Genomic DNA, 24,275 nt, shown 5'->3' with positions numbered 1-24,275 from the left:
CGGGAACATCCCCGGGGTCTCTTATTTTTGTCCATGTATTATTTATGATAGCTATACAAGGTGAAAAATGCTTAATTCAGGCTCAGTTCTAGCTTAACCTCAAGTGCCCCCGCTATGGTGCGTACCTCTGTGGCCTTGACATAAGAAATGAGCTGCTGCGGATAGAAGCCCAGATCAAAATCCTTTTCCAACTTGTTACGGGTCGTATCTGGCAACTCCAGCCCGTTAAAGACGAGCCGATCCACATGGAACAAAATCGCATTTTGCGGTTCTTTCTCAACCGTATAGTGTCCCTCTACCCTCAATTTCATGGTCCCCTGTTGACCTTCTACAACAATACGATCCTGCCCGAAGGAAAAGTTGAAGTGATTAAATAATTCATTTTCCGATTTCAGAAAACGGTTAAAATCTTCCTCACGTATGCTTATCGTAATGTCTTTACCGTTTGTAATCATGGCTCCTTGCTGTTGTTGAATAAATTGAGGCAAATCCTGCATCGCTTGAGCCAGCGCTTTAAAATGCTTGTTCACCTCGTAGACGCCTACATTCTCCCAATAAGCTGTCATTTCGCTGATCAGCTTGCGTAGCGTATCCGGGTCCTTGCTGGTGCTAACACCGGCATTTACACGCACCTGAAGCAAAACAATGCGCTTACGTTGTTCCAACAAGTTTGTTTTGACCGTTTCCAAATCCGATGAGGCCTTTGTGACCTGTTCTTCCGTTTTTCGCATATTCCGATAATTGGACTCGTATTCCTGAAGCACATCCTGATCGTGGCTAATCAGCAACAAGTAGTAATCGTACAGGGAGAGAAGCTGTTTAAGGCTTTTGGCTCCCAGCACTACACTGAGCAGCTTGTCCCTTTCGCCCATATAATAGGAGCGCAGCACGGAACTCGCACGTTTCCTTTGCCTGGTCATCTGCTCCTGCTGGGTGGCGAGATTGCTCCGCAGTTCCTGCTGACGTTGTAAAAGTATCTGTTGTTCCTGACTGATCCGCTCAATTTCATGGTCAATCTCGACGATTGACAGACTATCCTGCAAAATCCGGTTTGGCTCTTCTGAAGGAGCGGCCAGAACAGGACGCACAGGCATGGTGGCTAGTATCAAAATGATCGTTAGCAGAGTACAACTTATCATTTTTAGAGTGGGTCTGTTCATTGGTTTTCCCCTTTTATGTATTCCCTAAAAAAGTCTAACAGTAATATATATGTTCCTTTCTTATTCTTTAACCATTCATTTATTGTACAGCACCCAGAGGGTGCTTGAAACCCAAAACTATATTTGTCCACGTATGAGTTCTTATAGAAATGGAAATACAATTTAGTATCAAATAGATTCTATGAACTCTACGAGAGGCATAGAAATGAATAAACAGCTTTTATACCCTATTCAAATACCGGTAAGACCGGTTCATGAAGACGGTTATTTTAGGATGTTGTTAGGAGGGCTAGAGGCATGACTGCAATAAGACAAGATGCATGGAGTGTTGAAGATGATTTGATATTGGCGGAGGTGACGTTGCGTCATATCCGGGAAGGTGGGACACAGCTCGCTGCATTTGAAGAGGTTGGGCAAAAAATAGGAAGAACCTCCGCAGCATGCGGCTTCCGCTGGAACAGTTGCGTGCGCAAGCGTTATGATGAAGCCATCAGCATTGCTAAAGCGCAGCGTCAAAAACGCAGTTATATTCGCAAGCAGAGTCCGGTTGGTGTATCTCAGGTGGCGGCTTTTGCCACGCGTGATATGGCTGAAGGGGTATACAGAGCGGATGGAACGAGTGAGGATACGTTGTCCATCGACGCTGTGATCCGCTTTTTGCGTCAATGGAAGGGAACTGTACAGGAAACCAATCGACAGATTAAGATGCTGGAAAAAGATTTACGTGAAAAGGAAGAGGAATTAAATCAACTTCGCTCCATTAATGACCGGCTGTCCAAAGAGGTTAACGAGGTGCAAACCGACTATCGTGTTGTAAATGATGATTACAAAGCCCTGATTCAGATTATGGACCGGGCTCGGCGCTTGGCTTTAATCAACGAGGATGAGGAAGAGCTTAAATCCAGATTCAAAATGGACGCCAATGGGAATCTGGAGCGCATTGAGTAGCAAAATTACAGCAGCATATGTTAAATAGAACGTCAACTCGCGCTTTGCTGTAGTTGGCGTTTTTTGTATTTCTCTAGAGTGCATATGATATAGTAGAAAAAAAGATGGAAGCGAGACGATACATAGGTGATTGATATTATTGGAGCAGGTTCGCTCGGATTGTTGTTCGCTGGAAGGCTGGCGGCCTCAGGTACAAAAGTAAGGTTATGGACACGAACGCTTGAGCAGGCACGGATCATTGCTTGTGAAGGGATTACTGTACTTGAAAAAGAGGGGCAGGGTGCTGTTCATGTGACTGGAGGAGACGAATTAAAGGCAGCGCCGTTGGCAGATTGGCAACGCTTGAATTCACAGGTTCCGGCACGGTGGATTTTGATAATGACCAAGCAGGGGGCGATTGGGGAAGTGCTGGAGCAGATTAAATCTGCGGCTAATACAGAAAGCGATATTGGAATTATTTGCTTACAGAACGGAATCGGACATATAGAACGAATTAGACAAGCCTGTCCTAAAGCTACGGTATACCCTGCGGTAACGACCGAAGGAGCCAAGAGAATGGGAGTAGCATCCGTCGTACATGCCGGGATGGGGTCTACGGAGATTGGCTGTCCGGATGAACTGGAGGAAGTACAGGCGGGGAGTTTCAAACAATGTGTGCTAAATCGGCTGCTTGCAGCAGGATTTGACGTTTGCTTGTCGAAAGAAATCGAGAACGGTATATACCGCAAGTTGTTGATTAACGCCGTGATTAATCCACTGACAGCAATATGGCGAATCCCCAATGGAGAGCTGCTTTCTGATCCGGGTCGTATACAAATGATGCGCAAGCTATACGAAGAGGGCATTCAAGTGTACGAAGCCAATGGTATTCGGTGGGACAGCGCATGGTGGGATCAGATTATGAAGGTTTGCCGGGCAACGGCAGAGAATCAGTCGTCTATGCTGACCGATGTGCTTGCACATTCCATGACAGAGGTTGCTTCCATTAACGGACAGCTGGTGCAGATGGCAGAGCAAGCGGGGGTTACTGCATCAACCCATGCGGTATTATGGCAATTAATTGAGGGCATGCGGCTAAAAGAGGGGTGATCAGTTGAGTCTCATACAAGGTACCATCATCACATTTAGTATTCTTCCCTTTTTTCCGTTTCTGATCGTGTTTGCGGTTTGCCGCTACCTGCTTAAACTGGAAAAAAAGAAGTCGTTGCTTATATCTATGGACATTACCACGGCTTTTCTGATACTATCCGTCGCGGCGCTCTTTAATGTCATTTTTGCATCAAGATTCGGTTTTTATTTGATATTACTGCTGCTACTTTTGGCGCTGGGTTTAATTGGAGGAGCCCAAAATCGAATAAAGGGTAAGGTCGATGGGAAAAGATTATGTAGAGCAGTGTGGAGATTAACTTTTATAGCAATGACATTAGCGTATATTCTATTAACTATTGTTGGCATTTTTAAAAATATATTCAATAACATGTGATAAAACATGACATGAAAACTCGAAAAATTATGAATTAAGCATGTTTTTTTGAAAAAAAAGCTCAATTTCAAAAAATGTGATGTAGATTTTTTTGACCGCTGGTTGTATAATCTATAAACATATACCACTTTAGAACTAGGGGGAAAACGCTAGATGAAAAGGAAAAGCTTTTTAGTCCTTTTGACACTCGTTCTTGCAGTTGGCGCACTGCTCGCAGGTTGTGGCTCCAGCAAGAACGATAACAATGGCAAGGGCGCACAAGAAAACACCTCGACTACGCCGGCTCCGGCCGACAAGCAAATTTTGCGCATTAACCTTTCTTCCGAACCGCCAACTTTCGATCCGGCACAAGCTCAGGATAGTCAAACGAACACGGTTCTGAAAACTTTGTATGAAGGTCTCGTACGTATGGGTCCTGATGGCAAAGAAATTCCTGGCGTAGCTGAATCTTGGAAAATTTCCGATGACGGCAAAACCTACACGTTCAAACTTCGTGATAATGCAAAATGGAGCAATGGAGACCCGGTCAAAGCAAGTGACTTCGTATTTGCTTGGCAACGGGTATTGGATCCTTCCACGGCCCCAGCACCTCCATATGCTTACCAATTGTACTATATCAAAAATGCTGAGGGTTACAACCTGAGCGCTTCGAAATCCTTTAAGGGCACTAAAATTACAGACTTCAAAGATGTAGGTGTCAAAGCAGTTGATGACCATACATTGCAAGTAGAGCTGGATCACCCAACTCCTTACTTCCTGGGCTTGACTTCTTTCTATACCTTCTACCCTGTAAACCCTTCTGTTAAGGGCAATGACAAGTGGGCGGTACAGAAAGACAAGATGATCACCAATGGACCTTACACTTTAACAACTTGGGACAGCGGTCAAAAGATCGAAGTGACCAAGAGTGAAAACTATTGGGGTAAAGACCAAATCAAGCTGAACAAAATTACGATGTCCCTTGTAAACAGCGGTGCAACAGAACTGGCTTCTTACAGAAGTGGACAACTTGATTACGCTGGTTTGCCAAGCGGTGAAATTCCTACCGACCAAATTCCGGCTGTAAAAAAAGAATTGCCGAACGAATTTGAGGCTAAAGGGATTGCAAGTACGTATTACTATATATTTAATGTAACTGAAAAACCATTTAACAATGTTAAAATCCGTAAAGCGTTTGCGATGGCTATTCAACGCCAACCAATCGTTGAAAGAGTAACATTGGGCGGTCAAATTCCTGCATACGGCTTTGTACCTCCAGGTATCAAAGGAGTATCTCAAGAATTCCGTACTGAGCATAAAGATGATTACTTCAAAGAAGACTTCACTGAAGCGAAGAAATTGCTTCAAGAAGGTATGAAGGAAGAAGGCGTAACTACACTTCCTCCGGTAACCTTGCTGTATAACTCCAGTGAAAGTCATCAAAAGATTGCTTTGGCAGTCGCTGATATGTGGAAGAAAAACCTTGGTGTGGACATCAAAACCCAAAACCAAGAGTGGGGCGTATTTATTCAAACACGTAACAAGCTGAATTTCCAAATCGCTCGTGGTGGATGGTCTGCAGACTACAATGATCCAATGACATTCCTGGATATGTGGACAACAGGCAACACTAATAATAATTCTGGCTACGCTAATCCTGCATACGATGCTTTGATTCAAGCAGCTAAGACAGAAACCGATCCAGCAAAACGCATGGAAGATTTCGCAAAAGCAGAGAAAATTCTGGTTCAAGACGATATGGTTATGCTTCCAATCTACTACTATTCAAATGTTTCTTTAACGAAACCGAATGTAAAAGGCATCGCGCTTGACTTTAGTGGAGCGATTGATTTCACAAGAGCGTATATTACACAGTAACTGAAGCTCAATTCTGAAGTTTGATAGTTACTTCGGGATATATATGTGGATACAACCATATATATCCCGTTTTTTTGTGTGTCATGGTCTTTTCCATTATCATGTAACCATGCAAATAGTAGGTTGGACATTCCAATTCTATTTCGATAAAATCGAATGGTGTCGAAAAAAATTTATGGGGGGTGTAAACGGGCAATGACGCGTTATTTGATCAGTAAATTTTTCTATATGCTGCTTTCTTTGTTCATTCTGATCTCTGCGACGTTTTTTCTCATGAAAGCAATTCCGGGTAACCCCTTCATGAGTGAAAAAGCGACTTCTCCTGAGATTCAAGCCCGGTTAATGGAGCAATATGGGCTGGATAAGCCTGTATATGTCCAATATTTTAAATACTTAGGTGATATTGCTTCAGGTGATTTTGGTATTTCCATGAAAAAGCTGAATCAAAGTGTAACTGACATTATTGGACAAACTTTTTCGGTATCGCTTAAATTGGGCTTTGTCGCCATAATTGTGTCGATTATTGTCGGACTCTTGCTAGGTATGCTCGCAGCTTTGTACCATCGCAGGCTTATTGACAACGTAGCGATGATTTTAGCAATTATGGGGATTGCGGTTCCCAGCTTTGTTTTAGCATCGTTGATTCAGTTCTACTTTGCTCAGGAGCTAGGCTGGTTTAATGTCATGGGCTTTGATGGTCCAATGGACTATGTCCTGCCTGTTGTAGCTTTATCCGCTTCGCCAATTGCGTTTATCGCTCGACTAACGCGCTCCAGCATGCTGGAAGTGCTTCATGCGGATTATATTAAGACTGCCAAGGCTAAAGGTTTGAAGCCTGTTACGGTAATGTTTAAACACGTTGTACGTAACGCCATTTTGCCGGTTGTTACCTATGTTGGGCCTATGACAGCAAATATTATTACCGGTTCCGTCGTTATTGAACGTATTTTCGGGATTGGTGGTATCGGTAAAGTGTTCGTAGACAGTATTACGACTCGTGACTATACCATGATTATGGGAGTTACTATTTTTTACGGCATTTTGCTAATGGTGGCACGTTTTATTACTGATATTGCATACGGTTTTATTGATCCACGGATTAAGCTGACCGGCGGGAAGGAGGGATAACTTTATGTCTGTGAAAGACAATGCTGTGAATTTGGAGAAGCTTCAGGTAAAACCGGAAGACTTTCAGAGAATCGGAGCGGATGAAAAGCAGTCTGAAGTTATTCAGCGCGAAAGCTTGTCCGCTTGGCGTGATGCTTGGGAACGGCTTCGTAAAAATAAACTGGCAATGACGAGCTTGAGTGTTTTGATTCTCATTGTACTTGCTTCGATAGTTGGTCCGATGCTTTCGCCATACGATGACCGCACGAATGATTTGTTGAGCACCAATCTTCCTCCTTCGGCGGAGCATTGGTTCGGAACAGATGATCTGGGGCGTGATATGTTTGTCCGTACATGGATGGGTGCTCAGATTTCCTTGATTATTGGTTTGGCCGCAGCAATGATTGACTTGCTGATTGGTGTAATTTATGGTGGAATTATGGGTTACTTTGGTGGCCGTGTAGATGAAATCATGAATAAATTTTCTGAAATTCTGTATTCCATTCCATATCTGCTTGTTACGATCTTGCTGCTCGTTGTACTGGAGCCAAGTATCACGACAATTATTATCGCGCTCTGTGTGACTGGGTGGATTAATATGTCGTGGATTGTGCGTGGTGAAATGCTGCAGCTGAAAAATCGGGAATTTGTGCTTGCTTCCCGTTCGATGGGCGCTGGTGCAGGCCGTCTGCTGTTCCGTCACCTGTTGCCTAACGCTGTGGGCCCGATTATCGTCACACTGACTTTGACGGTTCCAAGTGCTATTTTTTCCGAGGCTTTTCTGAGCTTCTTGGGATTAGGGGTACAGGCTCCTCAAGCTTCGCTGGGTTCAATGATTGAATCAGCATTGACAGGATGGATGTACTATCCTTGGCGCATGCTTTTCCCGGCAGGTTTGATCAGTTTGATTATGCTTGCGTTCAACCTTTTTGGTGATGGATTGCGTGATGCGCTTGATCCGAAGCTGAAGAAATAGGAGGTGAGATCATGGTGAGTAGCAACAATTTAATTGAGGTTGAAGGTCTTAAAAAGTATTTTAATGTTGGCAAAAACCGTGTGCTCAAAGCGGTGGACAACCTGAATTTCTATATTCGCGAAGGCGAAACACTAGGTATGGTTGGTGAATCAGGTTGTGGTAAATCTACAGCGGGTCGTACCATTCTTCGCTTATACGAGCCTACAGCAGGTAGCGTGCGCTTTAACGGTACGGATATCTACAAATTATCACCAGGTAAAATGAAAGCAATGCGCCGTGATATGCAAATGATCTTCCAAGATCCGTATGCATCCCTGAACCCGCGTTTTACGGTTTCTGATATCATCGGTGAGGCATTGGATATTCATAATATGGCGGGTAGCCGTGCAGAACGTAAAAAACGGATTGAAGAGTTGCTGGATCTGGTTGGTTTGAACCCAGACCATGCAACCCGTTATCCGCATGAGTTTTCCGGTGGACAGCGTCAACGGATCGGTATTGCCCGCGCGCTGGCGGTTAACCCTAAATTCATCATTTGTGATGAGCCGATCTCAGCTCTTGACGTGTCTATTCAGGCTCAAGTTGTCAATCTGTTAAAAGAGCTTCAAGAGCGTCTTGGACTGACATACCTGTTTATTGCGCATGATCTCTCGATGGTCAAGCATATCAGTGATCGGGTAGCCGTAATGTATATGGGTAAAATGGTTGAGCTTGCAGAAAGCGCGGAGTTGTATGCAAATCCGATCCACCCTTATACGAAAATGCTTCTGTCGGCGATTCCGATTCCCGATCCGGAAGTTGAAGCCAATAAAAAACGGATTATTATGCCCGGTGATCAAGCCGGCCCCATTCATACAAATGATGCATCCGGCAATAAGTCAGGAGCCTATAACCTGGAAAATGCCAAGCTGATCGAAGTGTCCAAAGGACATTTTGTAGCTGAGCCTTACGCCTGATGTTGTTTTATGCACCAACCGCCGAGTATGCTCGGCGGTTTTTTTTGTGAGAAGCTTTGACGCGGACAAGGGCTTTCGGTACAATCAAGCAGTAAGGTTTTGGTGGAGACAGGAGGCAGACCCATGAGAATAATTCCGGAAGAGCTTCGCGGAGGGTCGGCTTTGGCAGAAGATTACATACAGGGTACAGGACGCGCACGCGATTTGTATGAATATGATGTTCTGCATGCCGATGCTTATGCCCAACGAGCGAAGCGACTGGATGAGACGGAGCATCTGCGATTAAACCGTAAGGATGTCGTAGCATGTCTCCGCATATACAATGAGCAATACAACGCACACGAGGCGGTTTATGCTTCATTGGATCGGCTGGAGCAACCAGACGCTCTGGTGGTAGCTGGCGGGCAGCAAAGCGGACTGTTCACAGGTCCGATGCTGGTCGTTTACAAAGCTGCTACGATTATTAAGGCGGCCAGGGAAGCGGAGGAACGGCTGGGGCGTCCGGTTATTCCCGTTTTCTGGATTGCAGGTGAGGATCATGACTGGGATGAAGTCAATCATACCTATGTAATGGCGAATGACCCGCAAGCAGTCAAAATAAAGCTCAATAAGCAGCCGGAACGTCGTTCTTCGGTTAGTGCCATTAAGGTCGATGCCGCAGAGTGGAAGCAAGCCATGGCTAGTATAGAGCAAAGCTTGCCCGACTCAGAGTATAAGGCTGATATTTTACGCATGATTGAGCATGGTTTCGATGACTCATACGGACTAAGTGAAAGCTTCGCAAAACTGCTGGGACTTCTTTTCGGCGCCTACGGATTAGTGCTGCTGGATTCTGCTGATTCTTCGTTGCGCAAGCTGGAGGCATCCGTTTTCCGTCGGTTGGTTCAGCACAATGATGAACTGGAGCAAGCTTACCGGACGACTGCTGCACGGATTGTAGATTACGGCTATCATTTGCAAGCAGATGTACATGAAGGCGGCGCGAATCTCTTTTATATCCATGAAGAAGAACGCTTGCTGCTGTTCAAGCAAAACGGGCTGTTCACGGATCGCCGCGGTCAGGTGGCATTTACAGTCGAAGAACTGCTCGAAGAGACAGACAGGCATCCGGAACGTTTTAGTAACAATGTCCTAACCCGTCCTCTTATGCAGGACTCACTATTTCCGGTGCTGGCCTCTGTGCTGGGACTAGGAGAAATTGCCTACTGGGCGATTACGCGGGATGCCTTCGGCGTGCTGGGGATGCAGATGCCATTACTGCTGCCACGGATGTCCTTTACATTGGTAGAGCCAGGTGTGGAAAAGCATATGTTGAAGTATGAATTGAGCTTTGGCGAAGTTAGAGACGGGCTTGAGGAACGGAAAAAGCAATGGATTGTCACCCACGATCAGCTTGGAATGCAGGAGCAGTTTGCCGGGGCCAAGGAAGCTTTTGTCCGTATATACGAACCGCTGATACAGCAGTCAGGCTTGATTGAAAAAGGTTTACTCCGGCTTGGAGAGACTAATCGCGAGAAGATTCTGGAACAGATTTCCTATCTGGAAGCAAAAGTTCAGGAAGCACTGTTCCGGCAAAATGAATCAGCGCTTCGTCAATGGGATCGTATCGAGTGGTCACTTTTTCCGTTCGAACAGCCGCAGGAACGGGTGTATACGATTTATCATTTTCTAAACCGTTACGGCCTTGGCCTGATCGATATGATTATGGATGTACCTACCGATCTGAGGGGTACGCATCGTGTCATTTATGTATGATTTAGCATGCTAAAACAGCAACAACCAATATGAAGGAGGAATAAATATGACTTCCCAATCTTTGCAAAACAGCATCGTTCACGATATTAAACTGGCACCTGAGGGCCATCTGAAAATTGATTGGGTGGAAGCCCATATGCCGGTATTGAACCGTATACGTCAAGAGTTCGAGCAGGAGCAGCCTTTTAAGGGTCTGAAGGTAACCATTTGTCTGCATCTGGAGGCCAAAACGGCCTATCTGGCTAAAGTAGTACAGGCGGGCGGGGCTGAGGTCACGATTACGGGTAGTAATCCGTTGTCCACACAGGATGATGTTTGTGCAGCATTGGTTGAAGATGGAGTTACGGTATTGGCTAAATACAATCCGGACCCGGCTGAGTTTAAAAGCTTGCAAATTAAGGCGCTGGAAACGAAGCCGGACCTTATTATTGATGACGGAGGCGACCTGGTTACTCTGTTGCAATCCGAACGACCTGATCTGATTTCTACCATCCGTGGTGGAGCTGAGGAAACGACAACCGGAATTATCCGCTTGAAGGCGCTCGAAAAAGAGGGTCAACTCCACTTCCCAATGGTGGCCGTTAACGATGCTTACTGCAAATATTTGTTCGACAATCGTTATGGTACCGGGCAGTCAGCATTCGACGGCATTATTCGCACAACCAACCTGGTTGTGGCAGGCAGCACGGTCGTCGTGGTGGGTTATGGCTGGTGTGGTAAAGGGGTAGCGATGCGTGCGAAAGGGCTGGGAGCCAAAGTGGTTGTAACCGAAGTTGATTCAATCAAGGCGGTAGAAGCGCATATGGATGGTTTCCATGTGTTGCCAATGGTGGAAGCAGCCAAGCTGGGTGACTTTTTCATTACGGTGACTGGCAACAAAGCCGTAATTACCGGAGAGCACTTTGATGTCATGAAGGACGGGGCTGTGCTGTGTAATGCGGGGCATTTTGATGTGGAGGTTAGTAAGCCTGAGCTTGCCAAACGTTCCGAATCCATTCGGACGGTGCGTCGCAACATCGAGGAGTACCGCTTCAAGGATGGACGTAAAATGTATTTACTGGCAGAAGGACGTCTCGTGAATTTGGCTGCGGCGGATGGTCATCCTGCGGAAATTATGGATACCACATTTGCACTTCAGGCGCTTGGCTTGAAATATGTGAACGATCGTTATAATGAGCTGGGCAAAGCTGTAATTAATGTACCTTATGAAATTGATGAGCAGGTAGCCCGCTTCAAGCTCGATAGCCTGGGAATCAAGATTGATTCTTTAACAGAAGACCAGAAGGTTTATCTGGATAGCTGGAATGCATAACTTGAGCATTGCCGGTCACGTTGGCCGGGTTCAAAGGTTTTAACGTGTAACACAGGTGTTTGTATAGGTTGGCATGATGAATGAGACTAAGCCCTTTATTTTCATGTTGTTTCGAAACCTGATGCATATTGTCGGGAGTTCGTCTTCATGGAAAAAGGGGCTTTTTGGCGTGTTATGATACGTGGCAACAATAACAGACATCACTGTACGGATTTGTTGTTTATTACTTTTTGGAAATGTAAAGAAGGTCTTTGATTTTTTAAAGCGAATCTATTATGCTTAAGTGGTGGAAAGTGGGCCAAAGTGGGAGAATGGGGTAAGGGGTGACGAAACCAATGTTTATGGGGGAGTTCCAACATAGCATTGATGAGAAGGGTCGGCTTACTGTTCCGGCCAAGTTTCGTGAACTTCTCGGTGCCTCGTTCGTGGTTACCCGCGGGCTGGACCAATGCCTCTTCGTGTATCCCATGGATGAATGGGCTGTCATGGAGAAAAAACTTAAAGCATTGCCTTTGATGAAGGCCGATGCGCGGGCGTTTACCCGGTTTTTTTTCTCGGGCGCGACTGAATGCGAATTGGACAAACAGGGCAGGGTAAATTTACCGGGGAATTTGTGCGAATACGCCAAGCTTACCAAAGAGTGCGTCGTATTGGGAGTGTCCACCCGGGTAGAGATTTGGAGCAAGCACACTTGGGAGCAATATTTCAGCCAATCAGAAGAAGCATTTAACGACATTGCTGAGAAATTGGTTGATTTCAACTTTGAATTGTAATTAGGAGGTCAGCCGTTTGTTTCACCACATTACCGTACTCAAGGAAGAAGCAACACAGGCACTAAACATCAGGCAGGACGGGATCTATGTGGACTGCACGTTGGGAGGGGCAGGACACAGTTCCGTCATTGCGTCACAGCTTGGCCCTGAGGGAAGGCTGATTGCCTTTGATCAGGATGACTGGGCATTGAACAATGCACGTGAGAAGCTGTCGGCCTACGAAGGGAAGATTTCATTGGTGAAATCCAACTTTCGCCACTTGCAGGACAGGCTGGCTGAACTGGGATTGCCCGAAAAAGACGGCGTCCCGCAGGTCCAGGGTATTTTGTTCGATCTGGGTGTGTCCTCGCCCCAGTTCGATGAGGGGGAACGGGGATTCAGCTACAATCATGATGCGCCGCTTGATATGCGGATGGATCAGAGTAGCTCGCTGACGGCTTACGAGATTGTCAATGAATGGTCGGAGGCAGAGATTGCGCGTATTTTGTTTCACTACGGAGAAGAGAAGTTTTCACGCCGGATCGCGAAGATTATGGTTGAACGTCGAAAAAACAAGCCTATTCACACCACAGGGGAACTTGTCGATCTTATCAAAGAAGGAATTCCGGCTGCGGCACGCAGAACCGGGGGACATCCGGCCAAACGCAGCTTTCAGGCTTTGCGAATCGCTGTGAATGATGAGTTGGGTGCACTGGAAGATACTTTGCATCAGGCAGTAAAATGTCTGGCTCCAGGGGGCAGAATTTCGGTTATTACGTTCCATTCTCTGGAGGATCGGATATGCAAGCATATTTTCAAGGAGTATTTGGCGAAAAGCATCTATCCATCTGATTTGCCTATTTTGGAGGATAAAATGATAGGGGATCTGAAGCTGGTGAATCGTAAGCCGATTGTGGCGTCAGAGCAGGAATTGAAGCTTAATCCACGATCCCGGTCAGCCAAGCTGAGAGTTGCCGAAAAATTGTAAATTTAATGGAGAAGGAGAGGCGACATGGCTTATACACGCGGTAATTTGGCTGTGAAAGAAAGAGCCCGTCAGGAACAGGTTCAGCAACAACGGTATCGTGAAACCACTAAAGTTGTTACACGCCGCAGAGAGCTGCCGATTCGGGAAAAGCTGCTGTATCTTTTGACACTTGTAACGTGCATTGTCATTGCTGGTATGCTGATTGGTAGGTACGCGCACATTTATCAAATCAATTATTCGATTAATACAGCGAGCAAGGACATTTCCAAATTACAGACCAATATCGCCCAACTGAAAATTCAGAAGGAACGGCTGGAAAATCAGATTGTACCTACGGCAAAGGAACAGGGATATATCGAGCCGACGAGAGAGCCCATTCGTGTGGAAAAGCAGGCTGCCAATTAGTTAGTTGGGGCATAGCATTAAGCTATGCTCTGACGTACATTTTTTTGCAGAGAGGTTTGAGCTATGGTCAAAAGAATAAAGCTTCGCACACTGCTGATAGGGGGATGTATTACCCTCTTTTTTCTTGTTCTGTTACTTAAGGTATTTTGGATTCAGGTCGTGAGCGGGGAATACTGGCATAATCAGGTAGTTACGCAGGTGGAAAGAGACCAGGTGATCCAGCCCAAGCGCGGAACGATTACGGATCGTAAAGGAAATGTACTGGCTACAGATGCCCCTGCCTATACGGTAGTGGTCAACCCAAGCATCATTCAGGAATATGATCTGGAAAACGAGGTCGTAGCCAAACTGCATCAGCTGCTCAAAACACCTGAGGACGAACTGAGAAGGCATCTTTCGGCCAAGGACAAAGGCGGTAACTATTTAAAAAACCGCGAGATCCGTAATGGAGGCTGGAAGGTAGATCCTGAGGTCAAGGTACAGGTGGATACGTTCAAAGAATATTTAAAGGATAAGTACAAAGTGATTGGAGCTGTGGACACGGTTCAGGAATCCAAACGCTATTATCCGGAAAATAAGCTGGCTTCTCATGTTCTTGGCTATTACCGGAAAGACGGTACAGCAGGCATGGGATTGGAAGCCTATTATAATAAAGAGCTCTCGGGCACGGCCGGAAAGCTACTTTATCAGCGGGATCTAAAGGGAGTTCCTCTTCAGGGATCGGAGAGCAATTATGAACCTGCACAAAATGGTAAGAATTTAAAGCTGACGATTGATGACACGATTCAGTATTATATAGAAGACGCTATGCAGGAAGCTATTGCAACATACAATCCGAAAACGATGACGGTTGTAGCGGCAGATCCCAAAACGATGGACGTTCTCGGTATGGCGAGTTATCCTAATTTTAATCCCAATACATACGGGAGCACATCGTCAATGGATTCTTTCCGGAATAATGCAACTCAGTCCATTTATGAGCCAGGCTCCACGTTTAAGATTGTAACCTTGGCTGCGGCAGTTCAGGAAAAGGTATTCAACCCAAATGAAACCTATCAGTCTGGTATGATCCGAGTTGGGGGATGGGATATTCGTGACGTGAGTCGAAATTGGGGAACGTTAACCTATCTTCAAGGGGTTAAGCGTTCAAGTAACGTCGGTTTCGTCCATCTGGGGCTGTATAAGCTGGGCGGCGAAAGGCTGAAGAAATATATTAACAACTTCGGATTTGGTGTCAAAACAGGTATTGATCTTCCGAGTGAGTCTAGTGGAGCCATTACGTTCCACACCCAATACAGATCCGAAGTCGCAACGGCTGCATATGGACACGGACGTGTTCAGGTAACGCCAATCCAGCAGGTAGCGGCTATCTCGGCCATTGCTAACGGTGGTAAGCTGATGCAACCTCATCTGGTGAAGGAAATTACGAACCCGGATACAGGGGAAGTACAGACGATTCAACCGAAGGAAGTCCGCCAGGTGATTTCGCAGGAATCGGCAGTACAGACCAGCAGCTATCTGGAGCAGGTCGTGTCTGACCAAGAAATTGGAACCGGGCGTCTTGCTTATATTGACGGGTACCGTGTTGCTGGTAAAACAGGTACGGCGACGAAAGTCGTGGGCAAAGTGTATGACCATTCGAAGGATGTCGTGTCCTTTATCGGCTTTGCACCCGTGAATGATCCGAAAATAGCTGTTCTGATTGTTATGGACGAACCTAACAAATCAGTAGGTGGGGGTACGGCAGCAGCCCCTGTGTTCAAGAAAATCGTATCCCAATCGCTGCAATACATGGGGGTTCCCAAAACGGGAGCCAAAGCGAATAATAAATCAGATAGTGCTGCTGTGAAAACGGTGAATTTGCCGACGGTGCCAAAATTAACCGGTCAGGTGAAGAAGGATGCACAAAACGCATTGCTCAAACAGGGGATTGCCTATGAAACGGTCGGCAAAGGCTCCGAAATTGTCCGTCAGTACCCGGAGGCAGGCGTTAAAATGAAGCCGGGACAACGCATTTATTTGCTGACCGAGGATAGTGCCAACATGACCATTCCCGACTTTACAGGTGTCTCGTTGCGTGACACGCTGCAAGTGTTGACGCTCATGAAGGTGGGCGTTCAGGTAAGCGGCGAAGGTTATGTTGTCTCGCAAAAGGCACAAATGGTGAGTGGCAAGCGAATCGTCAGTGTGACGCTCCAGCCGGCCAAAGAAACCGTGACCGGAGTAAAGCCGGAGGAAACACCGGACTCGACTACCGGCGTAGCAACTAACCAAACAGGCAGTACAGCAAAAACGAATACTGATGCAAGAACCGATACCACTGCGAGTGCAAGCGCAGACGGGGATACTTCCAAGGGTGGGGTCTCCGCTGTAGTCGATGAAAAAAGCGCGGCTGCGATTAAAGGCGAGGATAACTGATAGCTTGTTCTAACGTCCGTTTTTTTGAATATTCATGAGGTAAGACATGTCATGAGTATTTGGAGGAACGGAGGGGAGCGCGTTTGAAGAAATCTAACGTGACCATGCGGCGCAGGCTGGTATGGGGGCTGCTGGGATTGATCGTACTATTTGCAGCCTTATCGGTCCGGCTCGCCTATGTTCAATTAGGTAAAGGGGGCGAACTCTCGGCCAAGGCCGAGGAATCGTGGCGCCGAAATATACCTTTTGCCGCCAAACGCGGCGAAATTTTGGATCGGCAAGGTACGGCGCTGACCTATAATGTCACTTCGCCGACAGTCATGGCGATACCGGTACAGATCAAGGAGCCGGAAGAAACGGCGCGCAGGCTGGCGCCCTTGCTAGATATGAGCGAGGATAAAGTGCTCAAGCTGATTACCAAACGAACAGCAAGCCAAAAACTTCAGCCCGGCGGACGAAAAATTACGATGGAGAAAGCGCAGCAAATTCGTGATTTGAAGCTGCCGGGTATCGTTGTTGCTGAAGACAACAAACGTTATTATCCTTATGGCGATTTGGCGGCTCATATTCTCGGGTTTACGGGAATTGATAATCAGGGGTTGACGGGGGTAGAGAAAAAGAACAACAGCAAGCTTCGCGGTATTGACGGAAGCATTGCGTATCTATCCGATGCAGGCGGTCGCCTGATGCCCGGCTCTTCTGAGAAGTACGTTGAACCAAAGGATGGTCTGAACTTGCAACTGACCATTGATAAGTCTGTACAGTCTATCATGGAACGGGAGCTTGACCAGGCTATGGTCAAATTCCAGGCTAATTCCGCGCTGGCCATCGCAATGAACCCCAAGAATGGGGAAATATTGGGCATGGCCGGGCGACCAGGCTATGAGCCTGCACTATACAAACAATATGCACCTGAAATTTACAATCGAAATCTGCCGATTTGGATGACATATGAACCAGGCTCTACTTTTAAAATTATTACTTTGGCTGCTGCATTGGAAGAAAAGAAGGTCAATCTCAAAAATGATCGTTTTTTCGATCCGGGGTACATTGAAGTTGGCGGGGCTCGCCTGCGCTGCTGGAAAAAAGGCGGCCACGGCAGCCAGACCTTCCTTCAAGTCGTGGAAAACTCCTGTAATCCAGGCTTTGTGACACTGGGTCAGCGTCTAGGTAAGGAATCGCTGTTCAAGTATATTCGCAATTTTGGGTTCGGCAGCAAAACGGGCATTGACATGATTGGCGAGGGGAATGGTATTTTATTTAAGCTACCCCAGGTAGGACCGGTAGAGCTGGCGACAACTGCTTTTGGTCAAGGGGTATCTGTCACTCCGATTCAGCAGGTGACGGCTGTGTCGGCTGCGATCAATGGCGGCAATCTGTATAAACCTCACATTACCAAAGGCTGGATTCAACCAGAGACAGGCAAGGTGCTGGAAAAAGTAGAGCCTGAACTGGTGCGCAGAGTCGTTTCAGAGGATACCTCCCGGCAGGTGAGGGAAGCGCTGGAGAGCGTCGTTGCCAAAGGCACGGGCCGTCCTGCTTTTATTGAGGGTTACCGGGTGGGAGGCAAAACAGGCACAGCGCAAAAGGTGATCAACGGACGTTATTCATCCTCGGAGCATATTGTATCCTTTATCGGTTTTGCCCCGGCGGATGATCCGCAAATTGTTGTCTATACCGCTGTGGATAACCCGAAGGGCATTCAATTCGGCGGGGTAGTCGCTGCGCCAATCGTGCAAAATATTTTGCGGGATTCGCTGCTTGCTCTGAAAATACCACCTCGTACCCATCAGATTGCCAAGGAATACAAGTACGGGGAAAATCGAATTGATACGGTGCCGGATTTGGTAGGTGCCACTGTGGCTGATTTATACGAAGATATGAATATGAACTTTATGCTCGTAAAATCCGGGTCAGGCAAGACGGTTGTCAGTCAGGCACCGAAGCCAGGCTCCCGGCTGGAGCGGGGATCAACAATCCGTATATATATGGGGGATTGATAGGTTCTTTTTATACCCATACTATGATTAACGAGAGAGAGCAATGGAGGAATGAAAGATGCAGCTTCAACAATTGGCTTCACTGCTGGCCGCCTCCCGCATTGTGGGGGACGGTACAGTGGACTGCCGAGGAATCGGGGCAGACTCACGCCGGGTACAGCAGGAAGATTTATTTCTGTGTCTGCCCGGCTTTACGGTTGACGGACACGATTATGCGCAGCAGGCAGTTGCGTCCGGGGCGGCGGCTTTGGTTGTGGAACGGGAATTGAATGTATCTGTGCCACAACTTATAGTCAAGGATGCCCGGTACGCAATGGCGGTTTTGGCGGATTATATGTTTGATTCACCGAGCCGCCGTATGCGCATGATCGGCGTAACCGGAACGAATGGCAAAACAACCATAACTTATCTAATTGAAAAAATCTTGAACGATGCCGGAGTGAACACTGGACTGATCGGAACGATTCAAATGCGTTACGGTGGTCAGTCCTATCCTATGTCCGGTACCACACCCGAGGCGGTAGAGCTGCAACGCTATCTTAGCAATATGGCGGAGCAAGGTGTCCAATGCTGTGTGATGGAGGTATCCTCACATGCGCTGGAGCAAGGGCGCGTGAAAGGAACTGATTTTCGCACCGCTATTTTTTCGAACCTGACACAGGATCATCTGGACTACCATAACACGATGGAGGAGTACCGTGCGGCCAAAGGGCTGTTATTTTCCCGACTGGGGAATACCTTCTCGCGGGATGCGTCGGACAGTAAATATGCTGTTCTGAATGCGGATGACCCGGCCTCATCCTATTTTCAGGCCATAACAGCGGCTCAAGTGATTACATACGGCGTGGAAAAGAAGTCGGATGTGCAGGCATCCCATATCGCTGTAGGTGCCAAGGGAACATCCTTCCATGTCTCTACTTTTAAAGGAGATACCGATATTAAGCTGCGCATGGTGGGCAAGTTCAATGTGTATAACGCCTTGGCAGCCATTACAGCCGCTTTATTGGAAGGGGGGTCTCTGGCTGATATCAAGCACAGCTTGGAGTCCATAGCAGGCGTCGATGGGCGGGTAGAGCCTGTAGACGCAGGTCAGCCATTTGCGGTTATCGTGGACTATGCCCATACACCGGATGGACTGGAGAATGTGCTCCGCACCGTTAAGGAGTTTGCAGTTGGTAAAGTATGGTGTGTATTTGGGTGCGGTGGGGATCGGGATCGTACGAAACGTCCTTTGATGGGAAAAATTGCTGCTCAATACAGCGACCATGCTTTTATTACCTCGGATAATCCGCGGACAGAGGACCCGAAAGCCATTTTGAAAGACATCGAGCAAGGGCTGATTGACGAAGGTATACCCGCAGAACGCTACGAGCTGATCGTAGATCGTAGAGCTGCTATTCATAAAGCTGTTGAAATGGCAAGCCCTGACGATGTAGTATTGATTGCGGGAAAAGGTCATGAGACCTACCAGTTGATCGGAAAAACGGTGCATGAATTCGATGACCGCATCGTAGCCAAAGAAGCGATAAGGGGTTTATCCAAGTGATGAAAAGAACAATCGGTCAAATCGCCTCCATGAGCGGGGGAACGCTTCACATAGAGGCCGACGCCGAACGAATGGTTGAGGGCGTTTTTACAGATTCACGCAAGCCGCAGGCCCAAGGGCTGTTCGTTCCAATCACGGGTGAACGGTTTGACGGGCATGATTATGTGCAGCAGATTGTGAGCGGAGAAGGATCGGCTGCTTTTTTATGGCAAAAGGATCACGGTACACCTCCGGCAGGGAATGCGATTGAAGTAGATGATACTTTGGCGGCCCTCCAGCGTCTTGCGGCCGCATATTTGCGGGAGACGGGTGTATCTGTCGTAGGGATTACTGGAAGCAACGGCAAAACGACGACAAAAGACATCATCAACGCGCTGCTGGGTACGACCTTTAAAGTACACAAAACCGAAGGAAATTATAACAACCATATCGGTCTGCCTTTAACCGTGCTGTCCATGCCGCAGGATGCGGACATCCTCATTTTGGAGATGGGTATGAGTGGACGCGGGGAAATTCGCCTGCTGACTGATATTGCCCAGCCTGATGTAGCGGTCATTACGAACATTGGCGAATCGCATTTGCTACAGCTCGGTTCCCGTGCAGAAATTGCACGTGCAAAGCTGGAAATCGTCAGCGGTCTCAAGCCGGGCGGCTTGCTGATTTACAATGGAGATGAACCGCTATTGCAGCAAGTGCTTGCGGAGCCTGAAACGGTTAAGCCTGACGGCTTGAAGCTGTTCACGTTCGGTACGTCTGCGGATAATGATGATTATCCAACTGGAATAACTTCGGATGGAGAAGGCAGTTTGTTCACGACGGCCCAATCCGGCAAGGATGCTTTCCGGCTTCCGTTGCTTGGGCAGCACAATGTTGTAAACGGTTTGGCAGCACTGGCGGTAGCGCGTCATTTTGGAGTGGATGCAGACCATGTGCGCGAAGGACTGTCGGCTTTGAAATTGACAGGCATGCGTATTGAGGTTGTGAGCTGCACCAATGGGCTTACCGTGCTGAACGATGCTTATAATGCCAGTCCGGCTTCAATGAAAGCTGCAATTCAGACGTTATCCGGTTACGAAACGAAGGGACGTAAAATCGCCGTGCTTGGCGATATGCTGGAGCTGGGTCCCGAGGAAAAGCAATTCCATGAGGAAATTGGGCTTTTTGCAGCGCAACATGATGTAGACGTGCTGTTCACCTACGGTGTGTTGGGCACGTCCATTGCGCATGGGGCGCAAGCGTCCATGCCGTCTGATGACGTACATGCTTATGAAGATAAGCAAAAGCTGATCCAAGACCTGCAAGCTTACCTCCGTGCCGATGATATCGTGCTGGTAAAGGCATCCCGAGGGATGCGACTGGAAGAAATTGTGGATGCGCTGAAAAACGTTTCACTACAGAACTGATGTTGACGAGAGGGAGACTCCCATGGATATTCAATTATTACTGCTGACGATCGTCGTATCGTTTATACTGGCGGTCATTGCCGCTCCAATACTCATTCCGCTGCTGCGACGAATGAAATTCGGCCAGCAGGTCCGGGATGACGGACCACAAAGCCATCTTAAAAAGACGGGTACGCCTACTATGGGTGGAATCGTTATTCTGGTGGCTTTTACGCTGACCTTTCTTAAGTTTTCGGCGATTAAAAATACGGATTTTTACGTCCTGCTGGTTGCTACGCTTGGTTTTGGGCTGATTGGTTTCCTGGACGACTATATCAAAATTGTATTCAAGCGTTCGCTTGGACTGACTGCCCGTCAAAAGCTATTCGGGCAATTGCTGTTCAGCGGAATCATATGCTGGCTTCTGATTAGTAACGATCACAGCACTGCCATTGGCATTCCGGGAACTTCTTGGTCGTTTGATTGGAGTGGCTGGTTCTATTATCCGTTCATCGTCATTATGATGCTGGCGATTAGCAACGCCGTCAACTTCACAGATGGGCTGGACGGGCTGCTGTCTGGTACCAGTGCGATTGCCTTCGGTGCTTATGCCATCGTAGCAATTCAAGCAACCTCGCTTCCGGCTGCGGTTTGTTCAGCGGCCATGATTGGTGCTGTACTTGGCTTTCTTGTATACAACGCACATCCGGCCAAGGTATTTATGGGCGATACAGGCTCGCTGGGAATCGGAGGCGCTATAGGTGCCATCGCTATCGTCACCAAAAGCGAAATTTTGTTCATTATTATTGGTGGTGTATTTGTAATTGAAATGCTGTCCGTAGTTTTACAAGTAGCTTCCTTTAAAACACGTGGCAAACGTATTTTTAAAATGAGCCCGATTCATCATCACTTCGAGCTGTCCGGCTGGTCCGAATGGCGCGTAGTTATTACATTCTGGGCTGTAGGACTGCTGCTGGCAGGACTCGGACTTTATCTCAACAAGGGGTTGTAGACAAATGAATCATCCAGACACATACCGAGATCAAGAGGTCGTTATTATAGGCCTGGCCAAAAGTGGCGTGCAAGTCGCCAAGGTACTGCACCAGGCCGGGGCCAAGCTGACAGTCAATGATAAAAAAGACAGGGAACAATGTCCCGAAGCTTCTGAATTAGAGGCTTTGGGAATTTCCGTTTTATGCGGCAGTCACCCGGAAGGGCTAATTCATCCGGGAGTGAAGCTGGTTGTCAAAAATCCGGGTATTCCTTATACGGCCCCGCCAGTGCAGAAAGCTGTCGAACTGGGCATTGAGGTCGTGACTGAGGTCGAGGTAGCTTATCATTTATGCAAAGCGCCGATGATCGGGATTACTGGCTCGAATGGGAAAACGACCACGACTACTTGGGTAGGTAAGCTGTTAGAGGCATCCGGCATGAAGCCGATCGTGGCTGGTAATATCGGCACGCCATTATGTGAGGCCGCTGTGGATGCCAGATCGGACGAGTGGATGGTGGTGGAGCTGAGCAGTTTTCAGTTAAAAGGAACAAAGGATTTCAAACCTGCTGTAGCCTGTTTGCTGAACGTGGCTGAAACTCATCTGGATTATCATGGTGACATGGAGGATTATGTTGCGTCCAAGGCGCGTCTGTTCGCCAATCAAACGGCGGCTGATACTGCGGTATTGAACTGGGATGATCCCGTTTGTCGGGAGCTTGTGCCCTATATCAAAGCGAAGCTGCTCCCGTTCTCGATGACGGAACGTTTGCAGGAAGGGTTGTTCGCTGACCCGCCATACATACCGGATGTGACGGATGACATCGAACGCAATATCGTATATCGCGATGCAAGTGGTGTGGTGCATCCGATTATAGGCGTGGCTGAGATTGGCCTTCCGGGCCGCTTTAATGTGGAAAATGCCCTCGCTGCATGCGCGATTGCTATTGCCGCAGGATCGGAGCCGTCTAAATTGGCGGAACCGCTAAGCGCTTTTCGTGGAGTGGAGCATCGACTCGAATATGTTGGAGAACATGCCGGGGCAGCTTATTACAACAATTCTAAAGCAACCAATTCCAAAGCGACGATGATGGCGCTGTCTTCCTTCAAGCAACCTATTGTATTGATTGCCGGAGGATTGGACCGTGGTTCGGATTACGCAGAGCTCGTACCGTCCTTGCAGGAGGGCGTAAAGGCTGTTGTGCTGCTGGGTGAGACTCGGCACAAGCTGGCAGACCGGGCACGTCAGGCTGGAATAGAGCGTATCGAGGTCGTCGATAATGGGGAGGACGCCGCCGCTACGCTCGTGGAGGCTGTGAACAAGGCTGCTAAACTTGCTGAGCCGGGAGATGTTGTATTGCTCTCACCCGCGTGCGCAAGCTGGGATATGTTCCAGTCCTATGAAGAGCGTGGACGTATTTTTAAAGAGGCGGCGCATAAATTGTAAGTAGGGGGGTTGGATAAGCCCCTACTTTTATGCAAGGGGTGGCCTCCTGATGAAGCAATCTCGTCCAGCGCCGGATATATGGCTTTTCGTCTGTATTTTGAGCTTGTTAGCCATCGGCATGGTTATGGTATACAGTGCGGGCGCCGTCCTCGCTTTTCACGAGTACGGGGACTCCTACTATTTTGTAAAGCGGCAATTGCTGTTCGCCGGGCTAGGTCTTGTGGCGATGTACTTCACTGCCCGAACAGACTATCGGATCTGGCAGAAGTATGCCAAGGTCGTACTGCTGATCTGTCTCGCGCTGCTGGTTGCCGTACTCATTCCCGGCATTGGTGTAGTCAGAGGCGGTGCCCGAAGCTGGCTCGGTATCAGCTCTTTTGGTATTCAGCCATCCGAGTTTATGAAGCTGGGCATGATTCTTTTTCTAGCCCGCTGGCTTAGCCGCCAGGATTATGATATTAACTCCTTTACGCGCGGCCTGTTGCCCCCGCTTGGACTCATGGGACTGGCCTTTGGCCTGATTATGCTCCAGCCCGATTTGGGCACAGGCACGGTGATGATGGGGGCGTCCATGCTGATCGTATTTACGGCAGGCGCACGTATGAAGCATCTGGGCCTGCTGGCATTAACGGGAGCGGCCGGATTTGCGGCCCTGATTGCAGCTGCGCCTTATCGGCTCCAGCGGATCACTGCGTTTCTGGACCCATGGTCCGATCCGCTTGGTGCAGGCTATCAGATTATTCAATCGCTGTACGCCATTGGACCTGGTGGGCTGGCAGGCTTGGGGCTCGG

Annotated in this window: 20 protein-coding genes; 19 read left to right on the top strand and 1 reads right to left on the bottom strand. The window is 47.8% G+C overall.

Translation table 11 applies throughout. From position 1 onward, the window contains the following. Positions 1 to 71: 71 nt before the first annotated feature. Positions 72 to 1,160: a coiled-coil domain-containing protein gene (locus L696_RS0123030; RefSeq protein WP_025685749.1), complete on the bottom strand. Its 1,089-nt coding sequence runs from the start codon at positions 1,158 to 1,160 to the stop codon at positions 72 to 74. 297 nt (positions 1,161 to 1,457) lie between these two features. Between L696_RS0123030 and L696_RS0123025 the strand changes: the two genes are divergently transcribed. The 19 genes from L696_RS0123025 to L696_RS0122935 all read left to right on the top strand — a co-directional run. After that, positions 1,458 to 2,108, top strand: coding sequence for an RsfA family transcriptional regulator (locus tag L696_RS0123025; protein ID WP_025685748.1), 651 nt, complete (start codon positions 1,458 to 1,460; stop codon positions 2,106 to 2,108). Between the two features lie 126 nt (positions 2,109 to 2,234). After that, complete coding sequence (locus L696_RS0123020; protein WP_049827504.1) at positions 2,235 to 3,197, top strand: ketopantoate reductase family protein; 963 nt, start codon at positions 2,235 to 2,237, stop codon at positions 3,195 to 3,197. A 4-nt stretch (positions 3,198 to 3,201) separates the two neighbouring features. Continuing rightward, complete coding sequence (locus L696_RS0123015; RefSeq protein ID WP_025685747.1) at positions 3,202 to 3,591, top strand: DUF3397 family protein; 390 nt, start codon at positions 3,202 to 3,204, stop codon at positions 3,589 to 3,591. A 153-nt stretch (positions 3,592 to 3,744) separates the two neighbouring features. Continuing rightward, a complete protein-coding gene (locus L696_RS0123010) occupies positions 3,745 to 5,448 on the top strand; it encodes a peptide ABC transporter substrate-binding protein (RefSeq protein WP_025685746.1) in 1,704 nt (567 codons plus the stop codon). A gap of 195 nt (positions 5,449 to 5,643) precedes the next feature. Further along, positions 5,644 to 6,576 (top strand): ABC transporter permease, encoded by a 933-nt coding sequence (locus tag L696_RS0123005; RefSeq protein ID WP_025685745.1) that lies wholly within the window; start codon positions 5,644 to 5,646, stop codon positions 6,574 to 6,576. A gap of 4 nt (positions 6,577 to 6,580) precedes the next feature. Further along, on the top strand, positions 6,581 to 7,531 hold the full coding sequence (locus tag L696_RS0123000; RefSeq protein WP_025685744.1) for an ABC transporter permease: 951 nt from the start codon (positions 6,581 to 6,583) through the stop codon (positions 7,529 to 7,531). Between the two features lie 11 nt (positions 7,532 to 7,542). Beyond that, the gene (locus tag L696_RS0122995) at positions 7,543 to 8,487 is read left to right on the top strand and encodes an ABC transporter ATP-binding protein (protein ID WP_025685743.1); all 945 of its coding nucleotides are present in this window, start codon (positions 7,543 to 7,545) and stop codon (positions 8,485 to 8,487) included. A gap of 123 nt (positions 8,488 to 8,610) precedes the next feature. Then, positions 8,611 to 10,242, top strand: coding sequence for a bacillithiol biosynthesis cysteine-adding enzyme BshC (gene bshC, locus L696_RS0122990; protein ID WP_025685742.1), 1,632 nt, complete (start codon positions 8,611 to 8,613; stop codon positions 10,240 to 10,242). 46 nt (positions 10,243 to 10,288) lie between these two features. Further along, positions 10,289 to 11,554, top strand: a complete 1,266-nt coding sequence (locus tag L696_RS0122985) for an adenosylhomocysteinase (protein ID WP_025685741.1) — start codon at positions 10,289 to 10,291, stop codon at positions 11,552 to 11,554. 335 nt (positions 11,555 to 11,889) lie between these two features. After that, positions 11,890 to 12,327 carry a division/cell wall cluster transcriptional repressor MraZ gene (gene mraZ, locus L696_RS0122980; RefSeq protein WP_007431201.1) on the top strand — a complete coding sequence of 146 codons (438 nt, stop codon included), beginning with the start codon at positions 11,890 to 11,892 and terminating at the stop codon, positions 12,325 to 12,327. Positions 12,328 to 12,343: 16 nt separating this feature from the next. Beyond that, positions 12,344 to 13,294: a 16S rRNA (cytosine(1402)-N(4))-methyltransferase RsmH gene (gene rsmH, locus L696_RS0122975; protein ID WP_025685740.1), complete on the top strand. Its 951-nt coding sequence runs from the start codon at positions 12,344 to 12,346 to the stop codon at positions 13,292 to 13,294. A gap of 24 nt (positions 13,295 to 13,318) precedes the next feature. After that, a complete protein-coding gene (locus L696_RS0122970) occupies positions 13,319 to 13,699 on the top strand; it encodes a hypothetical protein (RefSeq protein WP_025685739.1) in 381 nt (126 codons plus the stop codon). A gap of 63 nt (positions 13,700 to 13,762) precedes the next feature. Further along, a complete protein-coding gene (locus tag L696_RS0122965; protein WP_025685738.1) occupies positions 13,763 to 16,117 on the top strand; it encodes a penicillin-binding transpeptidase domain-containing protein in 2,355 nt (784 codons plus the stop codon). 83 nt (positions 16,118 to 16,200) lie between these two features. Then, on the top strand, positions 16,201 to 18,117 hold the full coding sequence (locus L696_RS0122960) for a stage V sporulation protein D (RefSeq protein WP_025685737.1): 1,917 nt from the start codon (positions 16,201 to 16,203) through the stop codon (positions 18,115 to 18,117). Between the two features lie 58 nt (positions 18,118 to 18,175). Then, positions 18,176 to 19,663 carry a UDP-N-acetylmuramoyl-L-alanyl-D-glutamate--2,6-diaminopimelate ligase gene (locus L696_RS0122955; RefSeq protein ID WP_025685736.1) on the top strand — a complete coding sequence of 496 codons (1,488 nt, stop codon included), beginning with the start codon at positions 18,176 to 18,178 and terminating at the stop codon, positions 19,661 to 19,663. Beyond that, positions 19,663 to 21,066: a UDP-N-acetylmuramoyl-tripeptide--D-alanyl-D-alanine ligase gene (locus L696_RS0122950; protein WP_025685735.1), complete on the top strand. Its 1,404-nt coding sequence runs from the start codon at positions 19,663 to 19,665 to the stop codon at positions 21,064 to 21,066. Before L696_RS0122955 ends, L696_RS0122950 begins: the two co-directional genes overlap by 1 nt. Positions 21,067 to 21,088: 22 nt before the next feature. Beyond that, positions 21,089 to 22,057, top strand: coding sequence for a phospho-N-acetylmuramoyl-pentapeptide-transferase (mraY, locus tag L696_RS0122945; RefSeq protein WP_025685734.1), 969 nt, complete (start codon positions 21,089 to 21,091; stop codon positions 22,055 to 22,057). A gap of 4 nt (positions 22,058 to 22,061) precedes the next feature. Next, on the top strand, positions 22,062 to 23,483 hold the full coding sequence (murD, locus tag L696_RS0122940; RefSeq protein WP_025685733.1) for a UDP-N-acetylmuramoyl-L-alanine--D-glutamate ligase: 1,422 nt from the start codon (positions 22,062 to 22,064) through the stop codon (positions 23,481 to 23,483). A 49-nt stretch (positions 23,484 to 23,532) separates the two neighbouring features. Beyond that, on the top strand, positions 23,533 to 24,275 hold a 743-nt coding region (locus tag L696_RS0122935; protein WP_025685756.1), incomplete at its 3' end, for an FtsW/RodA/SpoVE family cell cycle protein.

It is taken from the genome of Paenibacillus maysiensis (assembly GCF_000520815.1).
In the GTDB taxonomy this organism is placed as follows: Bacteria; Bacillota; Bacilli; order Paenibacillales; family Paenibacillaceae; genus Paenibacillus; species Paenibacillus maysiensis.
Note: the sequence above shows the minus strand (reverse complement) of the source record. Positions and strands in the feature narration are given on the sequence as shown.

Bases quoted from the DNA above. Each gene is read 5' to 3' on its own strand.
- L696_RS0123030 (WP_025685749.1), bottom strand. From the start codon at position 1,160: ATGAACAGACCCACTCTAAAAATGATAAGTTGTACTCTGCTAACGATC.
- L696_RS0123025 (WP_025685748.1), top strand. From the start codon at position 1,458: ATGACTGCAATAAGACAAGATGCATGGAGTGTTGAAGATGATTTGATA.
- L696_RS0123010 (WP_025685746.1), top strand. From the start codon at position 3,745: ATGAAAAGGAAAAGCTTTTTAGTCCTTTTGACACTCGTTCTTGCAGTT.
- L696_RS0123005 (WP_025685745.1), top strand. From the start codon at position 5,644: ATGACGCGTTATTTGATCAGTAAATTTTTCTATATGCTGCTTTCTTTG.
- L696_RS0123000 (WP_025685744.1), top strand. From the start codon at position 6,581: ATGTCTGTGAAAGACAATGCTGTGAATTTGGAGAAGCTTCAGGTAAAA.
- L696_RS0122995 (WP_025685743.1), top strand. From the start codon at position 7,543: ATGGTGAGTAGCAACAATTTAATTGAGGTTGAAGGTCTTAAAAAGTAT.
- bshC (WP_025685742.1), top strand. From the start codon at position 8,611: ATGAGAATAATTCCGGAAGAGCTTCGCGGAGGGTCGGCTTTGGCAGAA.
- L696_RS0122985 (WP_025685741.1), top strand. From the start codon at position 10,289: ATGACTTCCCAATCTTTGCAAAACAGCATCGTTCACGATATTAAACTG.
- mraZ (WP_007431201.1), top strand. From the start codon at position 11,890: ATGTTTATGGGGGAGTTCCAACATAGCATTGATGAGAAGGGTCGGCTT.
- L696_RS0122970 (WP_025685739.1), top strand. From the start codon at position 13,319: ATGGCTTATACACGCGGTAATTTGGCTGTGAAAGAAAGAGCCCGTCAG.
- L696_RS0122965 (WP_025685738.1), top strand. From the start codon at position 13,763: ATGGTCAAAAGAATAAAGCTTCGCACACTGCTGATAGGGGGATGTATT.
- L696_RS0122955 (WP_025685736.1), top strand. From the start codon at position 18,176: ATGCAGCTTCAACAATTGGCTTCACTGCTGGCCGCCTCCCGCATTGTG.
- L696_RS0122950 (WP_025685735.1), top strand. From the start codon at position 19,663: ATGAAAAGAACAATCGGTCAAATCGCCTCCATGAGCGGGGGAACGCTT.
- mraY (WP_025685734.1), top strand. From the start codon at position 21,089: ATGGATATTCAATTATTACTGCTGACGATCGTCGTATCGTTTATACTG.
- murD (WP_025685733.1), top strand. From the start codon at position 22,062: ATGAATCATCCAGACACATACCGAGATCAAGAGGTCGTTATTATAGGC.